The 16,644-nt window shown below is 53.3% G+C and carries 16 protein-coding genes; all 16 read right to left on the bottom strand.

Going from position 1 to position 16,644, the window contains the following annotated elements; all coding sequences use genetic code 11:
• Positions 1-33: 33 nt before the first annotated feature.
• On the bottom strand, positions 34-957 hold the full coding sequence (locus tag IDH45_RS12250; protein ID WP_190927917.1) for a MotE family protein: 924 nt from the start codon (positions 955-957) through the stop codon (positions 34-36).
• Between the two features lie 37 nt (positions 958-994).
• Entirely contained in the window at positions 995-1,435 is a 441-nt protein-coding gene (gene fliJ / locus IDH45_RS12245; protein WP_190927915.1) for a flagellar export protein FliJ, read from the bottom strand.
• A 4-nt stretch (positions 1,436-1,439) separates the two neighbouring features.
• Entirely contained in the window at positions 1,440-2,759 is a 1,320-nt protein-coding gene (fliI, locus tag IDH45_RS12240; RefSeq protein WP_190927913.1) for a flagellar protein export ATPase FliI, read from the bottom strand.
• The gene (locus IDH45_RS12235) at positions 2,752-3,600 is read right to left on the bottom strand and encodes a FliH/SctL family protein (RefSeq protein ID WP_190927912.1); all 849 of its coding nucleotides are present in this window, start codon (positions 3,598-3,600) and stop codon (positions 2,752-2,754) included. Before IDH45_RS12235 ends, fliI begins: the two co-directional genes overlap by 8 nt.
• A complete protein-coding gene (gene fliG / locus IDH45_RS12230) occupies positions 3,593-4,609 on the bottom strand; it encodes a flagellar motor switch protein FliG (RefSeq protein ID WP_190927910.1) in 1,017 nt (338 codons plus the stop codon). Before fliG ends, IDH45_RS12235 begins: the two co-directional genes overlap by 8 nt.
• A 12-nt stretch (positions 4,610-4,621) precedes the next feature.
• Positions 4,622-6,208 (bottom strand): flagellar basal-body MS-ring/collar protein FliF, encoded by a 1,587-nt coding sequence (gene fliF, locus IDH45_RS12225; RefSeq protein WP_190927908.1) that lies wholly within the window; start codon positions 6,206-6,208, stop codon positions 4,622-4,624.
• A 91-nt stretch (positions 6,209-6,299) separates the two neighbouring features.
• A complete protein-coding gene (gene fliE, locus IDH45_RS12220; protein ID WP_190927906.1) occupies positions 6,300-6,608 on the bottom strand; it encodes a flagellar hook-basal body complex protein FliE in 309 nt (102 codons plus the stop codon).
• Positions 6,609-6,636: 28 nt separating this feature from the next.
• Positions 6,637-7,086 (bottom strand): flagellar basal body rod protein FlgC, encoded by a 450-nt coding sequence (gene flgC, locus IDH45_RS12215; protein ID WP_190927904.1) that lies wholly within the window; start codon positions 7,084-7,086, stop codon positions 6,637-6,639.
• Between the two features lie 3 nt (positions 7,087-7,089).
• Positions 7,090-7,494 carry a flagellar basal body rod protein FlgB gene (gene flgB, locus IDH45_RS12210; RefSeq protein ID WP_190927902.1) on the bottom strand — a complete coding sequence of 135 codons (405 nt, stop codon included), beginning with the start codon at positions 7,492-7,494 and terminating at the stop codon, positions 7,090-7,092.
• A 225-nt stretch (positions 7,495-7,719) separates the two neighbouring features.
• Positions 7,720-8,499, bottom strand: coding sequence for a GTP-sensing pleiotropic transcriptional regulator CodY (codY, locus tag IDH45_RS12205; RefSeq protein WP_190927900.1), 780 nt, complete (start codon positions 8,497-8,499; stop codon positions 7,720-7,722).
• A gap of 36 nt (positions 8,500-8,535) precedes the next feature.
• Positions 8,536-9,933: an ATP-dependent protease ATPase subunit HslU gene (gene hslU, locus IDH45_RS12200; RefSeq protein WP_190927898.1), complete on the bottom strand. Its 1,398-nt coding sequence runs from the start codon at positions 9,931-9,933 to the stop codon at positions 8,536-8,538.
• Between the two features lie 26 nt (positions 9,934-9,959).
• Positions 9,960-10,499 (bottom strand): ATP-dependent protease subunit HslV, encoded by a 540-nt coding sequence (hslV, locus tag IDH45_RS12195; RefSeq protein ID WP_190927896.1) that lies wholly within the window; start codon positions 10,497-10,499, stop codon positions 9,960-9,962.
• Positions 10,500-10,762: 263 nt separating this feature from the next.
• A complete protein-coding gene (gene trmFO, locus IDH45_RS12190) occupies positions 10,763-12,091 on the bottom strand; it encodes an FADH(2)-oxidizing methylenetetrahydrofolate--tRNA-(uracil(54)-C(5))-methyltransferase TrmFO (RefSeq protein ID WP_190927894.1) in 1,329 nt (442 codons plus the stop codon).
• A gap of 82 nt (positions 12,092-12,173) precedes the next feature.
• Positions 12,174-14,285 (bottom strand): type I DNA topoisomerase, encoded by a 2,112-nt coding sequence (gene topA, locus IDH45_RS12185; protein ID WP_190927893.1) that lies wholly within the window; start codon positions 14,283-14,285, stop codon positions 12,174-12,176.
• A 173-nt stretch (positions 14,286-14,458) separates the two neighbouring features.
• Positions 14,459-15,556, bottom strand: coding sequence for a DNA-processing protein DprA (gene dprA, locus IDH45_RS12180; RefSeq protein WP_190927891.1), 1,098 nt, complete (start codon positions 15,554-15,556; stop codon positions 14,459-14,461).
• Between the two features lie 146 nt (positions 15,557-15,702).
• Positions 15,703-16,635 carry a succinate--CoA ligase subunit alpha gene (sucD, locus tag IDH45_RS12175; RefSeq protein ID WP_190927889.1) on the bottom strand — a complete coding sequence of 311 codons (933 nt, stop codon included), beginning with the start codon at positions 16,633-16,635 and terminating at the stop codon, positions 15,703-15,705.
• Between the last annotated feature and the right edge of the window lie 9 nt (positions 16,636-16,644).

Here is a 16,644-nt window from a genome sequence, read left to right as displayed (position 1 = left end):
TAGAAGGTCATCGGCTCCTACCGCGTCGCTCGGCTATTCGCTAAGCTTCGCGCTTAACGCGGCCGCCGTCGGCTTCGACGAATCGGATATGGCCGCCAACACCTTGGCTCTTCCGGCGCTGTCCATCGATTTTAATATATCGACAACCCTGGCCGGGTTCGCTGTGTTCATCTCGATCAGAATCGCAGCCGCGCTTTTGGGAACCATCTGCGAGAAGGTTTGGCCGATATCCTCCTTTGTAATCGAAGGCAAAGCTTTTTGCTGTTCCTGCTTATTGATGTCGAGCCGTTCTTGAAGGGCCGCAATCTGCACGTCTTTGGCCGGAATAACATCCTTCATCTGGATCGACGTTTCAGCGGCTACGGCCGGATTCATCCTCTCCAGCACTTTACCGCGGTCCGCCGTCCTCATCTCGCCTAATACGAGCGCCCGCTCCTTCAAGGTCATCGCTTCGAGAATCGGAGCCGCTTTGCTGGGCATCATACCGGCATAGATGGAGGCGAGCTGTTGAATCTGCGCCCGGTATTCCTCATCCGTCTGTGTTTTCGACTTTGTCCTCTCCTCCGCCGTTTCAAGCTGCGCCTTTAAATCCTGGATCGTCTGGTCTTTTTGCTGCGACTGGCTGTTAGCTGCCTGAAGATCGGCCTGCATTTGCGCGAGCTGGGATTTCAACTGCTCGATCGAGGCTGCTTCCCCCGCGGCATTAGCCGTCCCTGCCGATCCGCCCGCTGTCGCATCCGAAGGAAGCGTGATCCGCTCTTTCGTTTTCGGGTCCGGAATGAACGTCTCCAGAACGGGCACTTTGTTCGCCGCCTTCAGAATGCCGTTCATAAAGCTGGAATCGAACATCGCGAACAAAACCAGAAGCAGGACGATCGTAAAAATAATCGGCGTAGCGAAAAACAAAAACCGTTCGAAAGCTCCGTACGAAGATTTTTCCGTGTCCGTATTCGCCATGTAGAGGAGCCTCCTTTCCGCTTATCGGGTAACACGTTCAAATCGTCTGGAATCGGCGGTTCAGCGCAAGCTCGTCCAATTCATCCTGTTCTTTTTTCAGAACGAAGGCGGTGAATTGGGATTGCGCTTTTTCTTTCGCTTTCGTCCATACTTTTTCTTCTTTTAGCTTCTCCGTTAAATATTGCTGTTTCTCCGAAACGTTGGCTTGCGCACGGCCGACATCCTCACATTTGGAATGGATTTGCCGATCCAGGTGCTGCAAGTACAACTGCAGCATTTGCATTTGCGAGATCGTCGTCCTGCGAATGGAAGCCTGCTCCAATTCGGCGGCAAGCCGTCCTTGCTCCGCTCTCAACTCCGACAGCGCAAGCTCCTCCCGCTGCAAATCGGCGATCGCTTCGGACAGCATCCATTCGGCCTGTTCTTTTTGGTTCGTTTTTAAATCGACCAGCTTTTGCAAAGGATACCGGAATCGCATGACCTCAACCTCCGAAATGTTCGATTAATTGGTTTAATGCGTCTTTGTATCCAACTTTTTCACTTGTTTTTTGCTGAAGAAAATCCCATATCGACTGGATGTTGTCTAAGGATAAATCAATTTCCGGATTTGACCCTCTCTGGTACGCCCCAATATTGATTAAGTCTTCCGAATCTTTGTAAATGGAAAGCAAACGTTTCAACCGGTCGGCCGCATTCGTCTGCTCTTCCGGCACGATCTCCTTCATACAGCGGCTGACGCTGGCCAGTACGTTAATCGCCGGATAATGACCTTTATGAGCTAGACTGCGGTCCAGCACGATATGACCGTCCAATATTCCCCGGACCGTATCCGCGATCGGTTCGTTCATATCGTCGCCATCAACGAGCACGGTGTAGAAAGCGGTGATGGAGCCTTTTGGCCCTGTGCCTGCTCTCTCCAGCAGCTTGGGCAAGTTGGCAAATACCGACGGCGTGTAGCCGCGGGTCGCAGGCGGTTCACCGATCGCCAGTCCGACTTCGCGCAGCGCCATCGCATAACGGGTGACGGAGTCCATCATCAGCATGACGTTCAGACCGCGGTCCCTGAAGTATTCGGCAATGCTGGTCGCGATCAACGCGCCTTTCATCCGGATCAGGGCCGGCTGGTCGGAAGTAGCCACCACCACGACCGAGCGGGCTAACCCTTCCGGACCGAGGTCTCGTTCGATAAAATCGAGAACTTCGCGGCCGCGCTCTCCGATCAGACCGATGACGTTCACATCGGCGGACGTATTACGGGCGATCATCCCCATCAAGGTGCTTTTGCCGACGCCCGAACCTGCGAAGATGCCGACGCGCTGACCTTTGCCGAGAGTAAGCAGCCCGTCGATACAACGGACGCCGACACTGATCGGCTCCTGAACCCGCGGTCGCTTGAGCGGGTTATTAACCGAGCTGTTAGTCGAATAATGCGCCATCCGGGTCGGCAAAAAAGATCCATCAAGCGGCTGGCCCAACCCGTCGAGCACTTTTCCCAGCAGCTCGTGACCCGCTTGAACGGTAAGCGGTTTGCCCGTGCTGACGACATCGCAGCCGGGACCGATCGAAGTTAATTCCCCGAGCGGCATAAGAAGCACCTTGTTGTCGCGGAAGCCGACGACTTCGGCTTTAAGGGGCTTGGCCGACTTGTACGGGTAAATGTAGCACACATCGCCGACACTGGCATCCGGTCCCTCGGATTCCACCGTCAGTCCGATGACTTGGGTTACTTTCCCGTTCACGCGAACCGGATCGATATGACGAAGCTGCTCTACATATTTGGCGACATCTGGAAGGCTATTCATATTTATCAGCTCCTTCGCTACTAAGAGCAACGTGAGCCACATGCTGTAATCCTTTTTTGATCTCGTCCAGTTGGGTATCGATCCGGGCGTCGATGCTGCCGAACGAAGAACGGACGACGCAACCATGATCCCGTACGGTCGGGTCCGGAATAATTTGCAGCTCCGCCTGCGAATCGATGGCCAGCATAAGTTCTTCTCTGGCATCCAGGACGAACTGGAAATGGTCCGGCGAGACGCAAAGCGTAATGATTCCTTGCTCCCTGCGGCGCATCAGAACTTTTCGGATCAGTTCAATCGACCATTCCGACTCGAGCGATAACTGCCTTCCGATAATCTTCTCGGCGATCGAGCAGCTCAGCTCAATCAGAAAAGGTTCGGATTCCTGGATCAGCTGGTGCTTCATCCGAACGGCGCTCTCAATAATCGACTGAGCTTCACTTAGCATCAATTCGTATTGCTGGCGCATCGCCGCTTCGGCCGTTTCCATGCCTTCCCGGTACCCTTCGTCCCGGCCCGACTCGCGGCACTCGGCGATCAGTTGCTCATCTTCGGAACGACGCTGCTGCCACCAGCTTTCGATTTCGGCTGCCGCTTCGCTGCGGAGCTTCTGCGCTTCTTCCGATGCTGCAGTTACGACGGAGTCGGCATACGCTTCGGCATCGCGGATGATCCGCTCTTTCGCTTCGAGTGCGGCCGCTTCTTCAGCCGATATGCGCCCCTCATCCGCGGATTCCGCATCTAAACTTGGATCCGGTTCGGAAATTGGCGCGGAAAGTGAAACCTGTATCAACTTTTTATCGTCTATAGGGATATACTGGGTCGCCTTAATGACGTTAGACAATGATATCGTCTCCTCCGCCGCGAGCGATAATGATTTCTCCCGCTTCTTCCAGGCGTCGGATCGTAGCTACGATGCGGGTTTGCGCCTCTTCGACGTCGCGAAGCCGGACAGGACCCATATATTCCATCTCTTCGCGGAACGTTTCCGCCATCCGTTTGGACATATTCCGGAAAATGACTTCGCGAACTTCTTCACTGGCGACTTTAAGCGCAAGCTGCAGGTCGGCATTCTCGATATCCCGAATGATCCGCTGGATCGAACGGTTGTCGATATTGACGATATCTTCGAATACGAACATCCGCTTTTTGATTTCTTCGGCAAGTTCCGGGTCCTGAATTTCGAGCGAATCGAGAATCGTCCGTTCGGTACCGCGGTCTACACCGTTTAATATCTGAACGATTGCCTCGATGCCGCCGGCCGTCGTATAGTCCTGAGTTACAGTAGAAGACAGCTTCTGCTCCAGCACACGCTCGACTTGATTAATAACTTCGGGCGACGTGCTGTCCATCTGGGCGATCCGTTTGGCGACGTCGGCCTGCTTGTCCTGCGGCAGGGAAGATAGAATAATGGCCGCCTGGTCCGATTGAAGATAAGATAATATAAGTGCAATCGTCTGCGAATTTTCGTTTTGAATGAAATTCAATATTTGAGCCGGGTCCGCTTTGCGGGCGAAGTCGAAAGGACGTACTTGAAGCGTCGCCGTCAGCCGGTTAATAATGTCCATCGCCTTCGAGCTGCCGAGTGCTTTCTCCAGAATTTCCTTGGCATATTGAATGCCGCCCTGCGAGATGTATTCCTGGACAAGACAGATTTGATGAAATTCGGCTAGGATCGCTTCCTTTTCCGCACTATCCACCTTTCTTACATTGGCGATTTCAAGCGTCAGCTGCTCAATTTCTTCTTCGCGCAAATGTTTAAAGATTTGGGCGGATACTTCCGGCCCGAGGCTAATCAATAAAATGGCAGCCTTTTGTCGTCCTGTTAAGCCTTGCTGGACCGCTTTCGCCACGGAAGTCCCCCCTTAATCATCTACTAGCCAAGTGCGCAGCAAATTGACGAACTCTTCCGGCTTTTTCTTGGCCAGACCTTCAAGCTGCTTGCGAACCTGGTTCTCGTTGCCGACCGTTTCGATATCGATCGTTGGCATCTCGACCTTCGTTGGTGCCGGCAATTCTTCCTCGACATAATCCAGCTCTTTTTGCTTTCTGCGGCGGAGCATATACCCGGCAGCTCCGGCAAGCGCCATCGCGGCCAACCCGATTCCGCCCCACATCCAATAATTAATACCGGCTTGCTCGGTCGCTGCCGTTGCTGCGAACGGTTGGGCGAACAGCGTTACTTTTCTGGCAATCTCCTCTGCCGTATACGTCTGACCGCTATCAGCAAGCGATGCCGATACGATGCTTGCCAGCGTCCGTTGGATGTTGTCTCTCATTTCCTGTGTCAAGGAGTTCGGGTCATCTTTGATCGGCGGTTCGATGCCGACACTAATCGACAAATCTTTAACGACAAACGGACTGGATACGATATCGTTCGTAATCCGGTTCACTTCGAAATTGACGATTCGGTTCGTTTCTTCCGACTGCGATTGTCCGGCCGCATTTTGCCCGCCTTGGTAGGTCGGAACGTCCGTCGTACCTGTCCCCGGCACTCCGCCGTTGGCCGCTCCGGAATTGGTGGCCGACTTGTTGTTCTCTTGCAGGCTGATTTCGATTCCCCGGTTGTCTACCGTATTGACCGGCGAAACCAGATTTTGCTTGCTTGTTTTTTGATCGAAGTTAAGAGTGGAGATTACGCTGACAACGACTTTATTCGGAGCGTAGATTTTGCCCAGAAGACTCATTATGTTTTTTTGCAGCTCGTTCTGGAACTGATTTTTCACCTGGAACTGCTGTTGAATTTGTCCGGCCGCTCCCGCAACCGCCCCGTTCGTCTTGGAATAAGGCAGCGGTTCCCCGTTCTGGTTCGAGATAGTAATATTCTCATATTTCAGTTTCGGAATCGTCTTGGCGACCAGATTATACATCGTATCGATCTGGGTTTGATCGAACCGGTACCCGTTCTGGATGTTCAGTACGACCGATGCGGTCGATTCCTGAGGGTCTGTCGTAATAAACGCCGTTTCCTTCGGTACCGTGATCAACACCTTGGAGCTGGCTACCCCGTTGATCTGGTTAAACATTTGCTGAATTTCGCCTTGTACGGCATTGATCAGTTTGACGTTAAATTCGTTATCCGACATCCCGAACGTATTGCTTCCGGCAAATGCCGCGTAACCGAGCGATCCGCTGTTATTCAGCCCTTGCGATTCTACCTCCAGCTTGATCGATGCTGCTTGGCTGGCCGGAACCGCGATCGTTTTACCGTCGGCGCCTAATTGATAGGGTACTTTCGAATCATCCAAATATTTTTTAATGCTCGCCGCATCGTTTGGCTGCAGGTTGGAGAACGCCGTGACGTATTCGGTTTTTGATAAATTGACGGAGGTCAATATAATTACCGCGATCAGAATCACGACGGTACCCAGCACCATAAACTTTTGATTTTTGCTCAGCTGCTTCCAATACTGAGTCGTTTTGTCTCGATATTGGACAAGTGTCTCGTTCACTATGTCACCCCGTCCGGGAATCTGCTGCGATTGCTGGTGTGTTTCTGAATGCTTCTATGAAGTTCGCAATCTTTCATAAATCTATGTACGATCAGATCTGTGTTCTCATAATCTCCTGGTAAGCTTCAATAACCTTGTTGCGCATCACGACCGTCATTTCCAGACTAAGGGCCAACTTCTCGGCCGCAATCGTCAGCTGGTGCGCATCAGCGATTTCCCCGACGATAAATTTATCGTTGAGCGTCTCCACAGTTGTCTGCTGTTTGTTCAGGTTGTTCATAGCATCGTTCAGAAACGAGCCGAACTGTTTGCCGATTTGAGCCGCTCCGGCTTCGCCGTTTGTTTTGTCGCTTAAGGAAACGAGCGGTTTTTTGGGTAAAAAGCCAATTTGTTCGATCATGCAGCGTCCCCCCGATTAATGAAATTATCTATTTCCCGATCTCCAGCGCTTTGGAGACCATTGCTTTCGTAGCATTTAGAGCCGTGACGTTCGCCTCATACGAACGGGTCGCCGACATCAGATCGACCATCTCTTTTAAAATATCGACATTCGGCATCTGCACATAACCGCGCTCGTCGGCATCCGGATGAGTAGGATTATATACCTGCTTGAACGGGGCCTCATCATCGAACACCCGGGATACTCTTACCCCTTCGCCCGTCAAATCCCGCATCGACTGATTCAAGTATTGCGAAAAGGGTGCCTGCTCCTTCGCTTCCATCGTCACCATTTTGCGTTGATAAGGCACCCATCGGCCGTCCACCAGCTTGCCGCGGGTCGTATCCGCGTTCGCCATATTCGAAGAGATGACGTCCATCCGAAACCGCTGGGCGGTTAGAGCGGAAGCGCTAATGTCGAAGCCGTTAGTCAATTTCACTTATCATCTTCCTCCATTCAATGCGGTTCTGTAGTGCTTCAGATCGGAATTGACCTGGCCTACGATAACGTTGTAACGAAGCTGGTTTTTGGCGAGCAGCGCCATTTCGTAGTCGATATCGACGTTGTTGAGGTTGTTGTTCATCAATGTTGTTTCGTCAGTGACCACTTTCGGAGCGACTGGCGCCGCCGGAACCCCGATCGGAATGTGCCGCGGATCGGTCCTTCGACCCTGGAGACTGTTTTTTATCAATTCCTTCTCCAGAAGCTCCTCGAACTGCACATCGGACCTTTTAAAATAAGGCGTGTCGACATTTGCCACATTGTTGGACATCACTTTTTGTCGAAAGGAGGCGGCGTCCAACGTACGTTCCATTAGCCCTAGGCTCGGAGTGTCCCAAAAAGCCATTCCATTTTACCCACTTTCCCGTGAAAAGTTTTATGTAATGTTATTCTTCACGCCTTTGTCGATTCCTTCTTTATTCGACTTCTTTACTAAAAAAAATAAAGAATTTGTCTAAATTTGTTGCATACGAACCATATATATATTCTATCTATACCGAAAAGTTTACAATAAGCAAAAAGCCCTATCTTTAGGAAGACAGGGCTGTTTTTATGGCGTCTGCCGGCCGCTTTACGCTCTGGCGTTGGCTACGCTTTGGACAAGCTGTTCATTTAATATTTTGATATAGGTCCCCTTCATCCCAAGCGAACGCGTCTCGATCACTCCCGCGCTTTCCAGCTTGCGCAGCGCGTTCACGATCACCGAACGGGTAATTCCGACTCTGTCGGCGATTTTGCTTGCGACGAGCAATCCCTCTTTTTCCTTCAGCTCTTCAATAATATGATCGACGGCCTCCATCTCGCTGTACGACAACGAGTTGACCGCCACTTGCACAGCCGCCTTGGTACGCGCGTCCTGCTCGATTTCTTCGGCGTGCTCGCGCAATATCTCCATGCCTACAATGGTCGAGCCGTATTCGGCCATAATCAAATCGTCGTCGATAAAGGAATTGCCGCTGCGCGTCAGCACAACCGTTCCGAGCCGGTCTCCCCCTCCGATGATCGGGATGATCGTTACGTGAGAATTGTCGAAAAATGCATTTATTTTTTCGGTAAACATCTGATAAGGACTGTCGGTCTCCCCGTTCGAAGATGTCTCCTCGATTCGTTTCAACACATTGTTATATTCCTCGGGCAGCCTGCGGTTCAGTACGATCATCTCGTGCATCGGCTCCGACAACGGCTCGCCGGTCGTCGCGTATCCGAGTATTTTGCCTTTTCGGCTGATGACGTATACGCTCGCTGCAATCAGATCCCGCAGCACTTCCGACATCTCCATAAAGCTGACGGCATTACCGGCAGCCTTCTGCAGCAATCGGTTCAAACTTCTTGTCTTGCTCAATAAACTCATAGCATAAGCCTCCCGGTGTATTGCAGAACATGCGCCCTACAAAATGTATTGGCTCAGGTCGCGGTTCTGCGCGATTCCAGCCACTTTCTCTCGCACGTACTCGGGCGTAATTTCGATATGGTCAAGCGTGATGTCCGGCGCTTCGAACGACAGATCCTCAAGCAGCTTCTCCAAAATCGTATGAAGTCTTCGCGCTCCGATGTTGTCTGTATTCTGGTTGACTTCCGCCGCGATTTTGGCAAGCTCCGCGATCGCTTCGTCCGAAAATTCGACACGAATGCCTTCGGTTTCAAGCAGCGCCGTATATTGCTTGGTCAGCGCATTTTGCGGTTCTTTCAAAATAAGAACGAAATCGTCCTGGGTCAAATTCGTCAGCTCGACGCGGATCGGGAACCGTCCCTGAAGCTCGGGGATCAGATCGGACGGCTTGGCGATATGGAACGCGCCTGCGGCGATAAACAGCACGTAATCGGTTTTCACAGGTCCGTACTTGGTCATGATCGTCGAACCTTCTACGATAGGTAAAATATCGCGCTGCACGCCCTCGCGGGACACGTCGGGGCCGCCCCCCCGGCCGGAGCTGGCGATTTTATCGATCTCGTCGATAAAAATAATGCCGGTCTGTTCCGCTCGCTTGACCGACTCCTGCACCACTTCGTCCATGTCGATCAGCTTTTGCGCTTCTTCCTGAATCAGCGCCTGACGGGCTTCCTTGATCGGCAGCTTGCGCTTTTTCGTCCGTTTCGGCATCAGGTTTCCGAACATTTCCTGCATGTTCATTCCCATCTGCTCGTTGCCTTGCCCCGCAAACATATCCAGCATCGACGGCGCGGCATCCTCCACCTCGATCTCGATCATCTGCTCCTCCAGCTCTCCGCGGCCCAGCTTCTCCTTCGCTTCCTGACGGCGCTGGATGATATTGTGATCAGTCTCTTCCTTCTCGGCAGCCGGCTGCTGCTGGGAACCGCCGAACAGCATCTCCAGCGGATTGCGCTGCGACTTCGGAGGAGTTGAGGACGGTACGAGAATCGCCACGATCCGTTCGTTGGCAAGCTGTTCCGCTTTATCTTTCACGGTTTCCGTTCTCTCCGCCTTGACCATGCGGATCGACGTTTCCACGAGATCGCGGACCATCGATTCCACGTCGCGGCCGACGTATCCGACTTCGGTGAACTTGGTCGCTTCCACCTTGACGAACGGCGCGCCGACCAGCTTGGCCAGACGTCTGGCGATTTCCGTTTTGCCGACACCGGTCGGACCAATCATCAAAATGTTTTTCGGGACAATCTCGTCCCGCATCGATTCGCTGAGCAGACTTCGGCGGTACCGGTTGCGCAGTGCGATCGCCACCGATTTTTTGGCTTGCTTTTGTCCGACGATATACTTATCAAGCTCCGATACGATTTGTCTGGGCGTCAGAGCGCGATTGTTCATGGAAGTCCCTCCCGGTTATAGCGCGATTATATTTCTTCCACAATAATGTTCCGGTTTGTAAATACGCAGATGTCGGCAGCCGTTTCCAGCGATGCCTTGGCGATCTCGTTAGCGGCCAGATGCGGGGCGTACTGTTTCAAGGCGCGTCCGGCGGCCAGCGCGAAGCTCCCCCCGGAACCGATCGCAAGAATACCGTCGTCCGGCTCGATAATCTCGCCATTCCCGGAAATAAGCAGCAGGCTTTGCGAATCCATGACGATCATCATCGCCTCCAGCCTGCGAAGCACCCGGTCGGAGCGCCAGTCTTTGGCCAGCTCGACGGCCGCGCGAAGCAAATTGCCCTGGTGTTCCTCTAGCTTCGCCTCGAATTTCTCGAACAACGTCACCGCGTCCGCCACGGAGCCTGCGAATCCGGCTATTACTTTGCCCCGGTACAAGCGCCTTACTTTTTTGGCTTTCGACTTCATCACCATGCTGTTCCCGAACGTCACTTGTCCGTCTCCCGCTATGGCGCCTTTACCTTCATGCCTGATGGCAAATATCGTAGTCGCGTGAAAGTCACCCACCGTGATCCCCCCTTATCTGTGCTAACCTGTATACCGCTATACCGCTGCTATGTACGTTCAGGTCCATAAACGGCTTCAGCCGGTATTTCCATTTGCCGGAAACGTCGGAACCCGTATAAACGGCAGGAAACAGCACCAAATGTTCGATCTGCTGCTGTTTCCCGTATTTTGCTAAAAGGTTGTCGTCTGAATCGAAACGAGCTTGCAGCTCCGAAAATGGGTTTCACTTATGAAAACATGTTCATCGTACCATAGCGGAGCTTTTACATACAAGTCAAATTGTGTACATTATATGAAAAATTCTGAATTGTTTGCAGCGCACGTTCGACAAGCAGCTCATTTTTACGTTTTTTGTCGCGAATTTTCTCTCCAAGCGGAGGAAGCAGACCGAAATTGGCGTTCATCGGCTGAAAATGTTTCGGGTCGGTAGTCGTAATGTAATGCGCCATACTGCCAAGGGTCGTTTCCGGCGGCACTACGACGCATTCTTGTCCGAGCGCCATCCTCCCTGCGTTGATCCCGGCAATCATCCCCGAAGCCGCAGACTCCACGTATCCTTCGACTCCGGTCATCTGCCCGGCGAAGAACAGATCGTGACGGCCTTTAAACTGGTACGTCGGATGAAGCAGCTTGGGCGAGCTGATAAACGTATTACGATGCATGACGCCATAGCGGACGAATTCCGCGTTTTCCAGACCGGGGATAAGCGAGAACACCCGCTTCTGCTCCCCCCACTTCAGATGGGTCTGGAAGCCGACGAGATTGTATAACGTTCCTGCGGCGTTATCCTGGCGCAGTTGAACGACGGCGTACGGCAGTTTGCCGGTATGCGGATTAACCAGTCCGACCGGCTTCATCGGGCCGAACAGCGCCGTTTGCTTGCCGCGTCTGGCCATCACCTCGATCGGCATGCAGCCTTCGAAGTAAATCTCTTTCTCGAACTCTTTCATAGGCGCCGTCTCGGCACTGATCAGAGCTTCATGGAAGGCGTCGAACTGCTCCTCCGTCATCGGGCAATTCAAATAAGCGGCCTCCCCTTTGTCGTAACGGGAAGCCAAATACACTTTGCTCATATCGATCGAATCTTTGTCCACAATCGGGGCGGCCGCATCGTAGAAATACAAATATTCTTCGCCTGTGAGCCGCTTCAGCTCGTCCGACAAGGACGGGGACGTCAGCGGACCGGTCGCCACCACCGTAATCCCTTCCGGCAGCGCCGGCAGCTCCTCGTTGCGGACTTCGATCAGCGGATGATTCCGCAGCGCCATAGTCACCTCTCCCGAGAAGCCGTCGCGGTCAACCGCAAGCGCGCCTCCGGCCGGAACCGCATGTTTGTCGGCACAGCTCATGATAAGGGAGTTCATCCGGCGCATTTCTTCTTTTAATACCCCTACCGCATTCGTCAGTCCGTTGGCCCGCAACGAATTGCTGCATACCAGTTCAGCGAATTGATCCGTGATGTGGGCAGGTGTTTTGCGGACCGGCCGCATCTCGTACAACACGACCGGAACGCCCTGGCTGGCAATCTGCCAGGCTGCCTCGCTGCCGGCCAGGCCGGCGCCGATCACCGTTACTTTGCTAGCGTTAGTCAATGGTAAGCTCCTCCTGTTATCACGATCCGCGCTTTACCTGTCCAAGCTCTGCCGCATCATGACAGCAGAGCTCGGGATTCCATCAATCCGCGTCGGTATCGCCGTCGCCGTCCGTTTGCTGCATCTCTTCCTTGTATCCGCAATCCGGACATTGAAGGTGGGAGCCGGATTTGGCGTACTTCTCAACCAGCATGGTGCTGCAGTTCGGGCACGGCTTGCCGGACGGTTTATCCCAGGAGACGTAATCGCAGCCCGGGTACTGATCGCAGCCGTAGAAGATGCGCCCTTTTTTGCTTCGCCGTTCGACGACGTTGCCTTCTTTGCATTTCGGGCAAGTAACGCCAACCTCTTTGACGATCGGCTTCGCGTTCCGGCAGTCCGGAAAACCGGAACAAGCCAGAAACTTGCCGAATCTGCCCATCTTGATGACCATGTTGCGGCCGCACTTCTCACACAAGATGTCGGTTACTTCGTCCTGAATCTCGACTTCCTTCATTTCTTCCTCGGCTACTTCAAGCCGCTTCTCGAACGTGACGTAAAATTCGTCCAGCACCTTGACCCAGTCGACCTTGCCTTCTTCGACAAAATCGAGTTCTTCCTCCATATGGGCGGTGAATTCGACGTTTAAAATTTCCGGGAAAAATTCCGCCATCAACTGGATGACCAGATCGCCGAGCTCCGTCGGGACGAACCGTTTCTCCTCCATCGCGACGTAACCGCGCTTCTGAATCGTCTCCAGCGTCGGCGCGTACGTGCTCGGTCTTCCGATTCCCATCTCCTCCAGCGCCCGGACCAGTCGAGCTTCCGAGTAACGGGGAGGCGGCTGGGTAAAATGCTGCTTCGGCTCGATACCTTGGTTGCCCAGCTTGTCGTCCGGTTGTAGCGGCGGCAAAAACTTGTCGTCCTCGTTCGTACTGCCGTCGTCGTTGCCCTCCACGTACACTTTCATGAAGCCGGGAAACTTCACTTTGGAGCCGGCGGCGCGGAACGTCACATCGCCTGCCTTTATGTCGACGGTCATCGTATCCAACACGGCCGAAGCCATCTGGCTGGCGACGAAGCGTTCCCATACCAGCTTGTAAAGACGAAACTGATCTCGGCTCAAATACCCCTTCATTTCTTCCGGCGTTTTGGCTACGGACGTAGGCCGAATCGCTTCGTGAGCGTCTTGGGCGTTGGCTCCCTTTTTTAAATAAACACGCGGCGTTTCCGGGTAATAATCCGCTCCGTAGGCTTGCTGTATATATTCTTTGGCTTCTTCCTGCGCAACTGGCGAAATCCGGGTCGAGTCGGTACGCATGTACGTGATCAAACCGACCGTGCCCTCTTTGCCGATATCGACGCCCTCGTACAGCTGCTGCGCCACCTGCATCGTTTTGGCCGCCCGGAAATTCAGCTTGCGGGCCGCCTCCTGCTGCAAGGAGCTCGTAATGAACGGCGGCGCGGGATTGCGCTGACGCTCCTTCTCCTTCACTTCGTTGACCGTGAACGTCTCCTGTTCAATCCGTTTCAGGATGTCCTGGACTTCGGCTTCGCGGTTCAGTTCTTTCTTCTCTCCGCCGATTCCGTAAAATTTCGCCTCGAACGCCGAACCGTTCACATCCAGCATCGCCGTGATCGACCAATACTCTTCCGGAACGAAAAGCTTGATCTCGTTCTCGCGGTCGATAATAAGCTTTACGGCGACGGACTGCACGCGGCCGGCCGAAAGTCCCTTCTTTACCTTTTTCCACAGCAGAGGGCTGATTTTGTAGCCCACAAGGCGGTCCAAAATACGGCGCGCCTGTTGAGCGTTCACCAAATCCATATCGATAGGCCGCGGCTGCTTGAATGCATCCTTCACCGCTTGTTTCGTTATCTCATTAAAAACAACACGACAAGGCTCCTTCTCGCTCAGTTCGAGGTAATGCGCCAAGTGCCAGGCGATCGCCTCCCCCTCGCGATCGGGGTCAGCCGCTAGATAGATGTTTTTCACTTTGCGGCTTGCATCTTTCAATTCTTTCAGAACGGAGCCTTTGCCCCGGATCGTTATATATTTCGGTTCGAACTTGTTTTCAACTTCGACGCCGATCTGACTTTTTGGAAGGTCCCGGATATGGCCCATGGACGCTTTCACGATAAACTTGCTTCCCAAATATTTGCCGATCGTTTTTGCTTTTGCGGGTGACTCCACAATGACTAACGAATCCGCCATAGGCTCGCCGTCCTCCCCTCGTAAGTGGCTGTTCCATTGTATGCGTATGCCCGGACCGTTCGTCACCACCGCTATAAGAGGTTGTTCAAAAAGTCCACTTTCGATCACGAGGCCGATCAGGAAGCCTACTCGTCATCGAATATGGAATGAAAACCGGACTTTTTGAACTCGCACTATAAAGCGATGTAAGACGAGCCGGGCAAGGGCGTAATCCTTTTTATCAAAATTAAATTTAACAGAACTGAATGCAAATGTCCAAATTCGAATCCGGATAGCTCCAACAATTCGTCGAACGTTACCGGAACGGCGGTCATCCAGCCGAGCAGTTTTCGCTCGTCTTCGCTTAAGGACGGACCGGGCTCGGAAGCCTCTTTGCGGCCCTCGTTCCCCCGCCTCATCAGGTGCCGGTACTCTTCCAGAACATGGTCCGCGCTTGCGATCATCTTCGCCCCCTGGCGGATGAGCTCCAAAGCTCCCTCGCTTTTAGGCGACGAGATCGGTCCCGGAACCGCAAATACGTCTCTCGACTGCTCCAGCGCCATATCCGCCGTAATCAAAGAACCGCTTCGCGACGCCGCCTCCACCACGATCGTCCCGAGGCTTAACCCGGAGATGATCCGGTTGCGCTGCGGAAACAGGCCCGGATGGAGCTGGGTGCCCAGCGGATATTCCGTCAACAAAACCCCTTTCTTCGTTACATCGTCATACAGGGAAGCGTTTTCAGGGGGATACACCGTATCCAGGCCGCATCCGAGTACAGCGGCCGTCCCTCCTTCTCCCGTCAAAGCTCCGCGATGTGCACAGCTGTCGATCCCGCGCGCCAGTCCGCTCACTACACATACGCCTGCGGCGGACAAATCCCGGGCCAGATCAAAGGCGGCCTTTCTCCCGTACGCAGTAGGAGAACGTGTACCGACAATGGCAATCGCCGCCTGCTCAAGCACGCTCAGATCTCCCTTGCAATAAAGCACCCACGGAGGCTGGGCGATTTCTCTCAGCAGTGCGGGATAATGCGGATCAAGGACCGTGACGATCGATATGCGGCGGCTCGCGTACTCCCCGGCTCTTTTGTCGATCGAAGCTTCGTCGCGAAGGCGCGCATAAACGTTCTCGGCTGCAGTTGCCCTAAGCCCGGCCGCTTTCATCTCCTCCGTGCTCATGTGACGCAATTCCGACCAGGCTCCGGATACGGCCGATTCCAGAAGCTTTATCGATTTCCAGCCAATCCCCTCTAACTCGTGCAATCCAAATAATACCTTACGATCGTTCATGAAGTAAAGCACCTCCTATTTTGTAGACCCGATGGGAACCGGGCATCCTTTGCGGATTTTTGTCGAAAAAACAAAAAACCTTCCGTACCCGGAACCGGGATGCGGAAGGTTGCTTACCTTCATTAAATACATATTATTGTATATATTTATCTTTTAACGGTGCATTTCTCGAGCAGTCCTTTTTCCTCCAGAACGCTGACGAGCGTGGAGCCCATCTCGGAAGGCGTAGGAGCAACCTTGATGCCGCAAGCCTCAAGCGTCGATACTTTCTCTGCAGCCGTTCCTTTGCCGCCGGAGATGATCGCGCCGGCATGTCCCATCCGTTTTCCCGGAGGCGCCGTTTGGCCGCCGATAAAGCCGACGACAGGTTTCGTCATGTTCGCTTTAATCCATTCGGCCGCTTCTTCTTCCGCCGTACCGCCGATCTCGCCGATCATAATAACCGCATACGTATCCGGATCTTCGTTGAACAGTTTGAGGATGTCGATAAACTCGGAGCCTTTAACCGGGTCTCCGCCGATCCCTACAGCCGTCGATTGGCCGATGCCGCGGGTCGTCAGCTGATGAACCGCTTCGTACGTAAGCGTACCGCTGCGGGATACGACGCCCACATGACCTTTCAAATGGATGTAACCCGGCATGATGCCGATTTTGCACTCATCCGGAGTGATGACACCCGGGCAGTTCGGGCCGATCAGACGGGTTTTCTTGCCTTCCATATAACGGCTGACTCGAACCATGTCGAGTACAGGAATACCTTCGGTAATACAGATGGCCAAATCCATCTCCGCGTCGACCGCTTCCATAATCGAATCCGCAGCGAAAGCCGGAGGAACGAAAATGAGCGATACAGTTGCACCCGTCGCTTTTTTGGCTTCGATAGCCGTGTTGAATACAGGCAATTTTACGGTCGTGCCGTTCTCCAGCGAGAACTCGACTTCCGTACCGCCTTTGCCCGGCGTTACTCCGCCGACGAATTGCGAGCCGTACTCGAGTCCGCCTTGAGTGTGGAACTTCCCTTGCGAACCGGTGATGCCATGCGTAATGATTTTCGTATTTTTATCGATCAAAATGCTCATCGTTGTCCA

The sequence above is a fragment of the Paenibacillus oceani genome (assembly GCF_014705615.1).
In the GTDB taxonomy this organism is placed as follows: domain Bacteria; phylum Bacillota; class Bacilli; order Paenibacillales; family NBRC-103111; genus Paenibacillus_AB; species Paenibacillus_AB oceani.
Note: the sequence above shows the minus strand (reverse complement) of the source record. Positions and strands in the feature narration are given on the sequence as shown.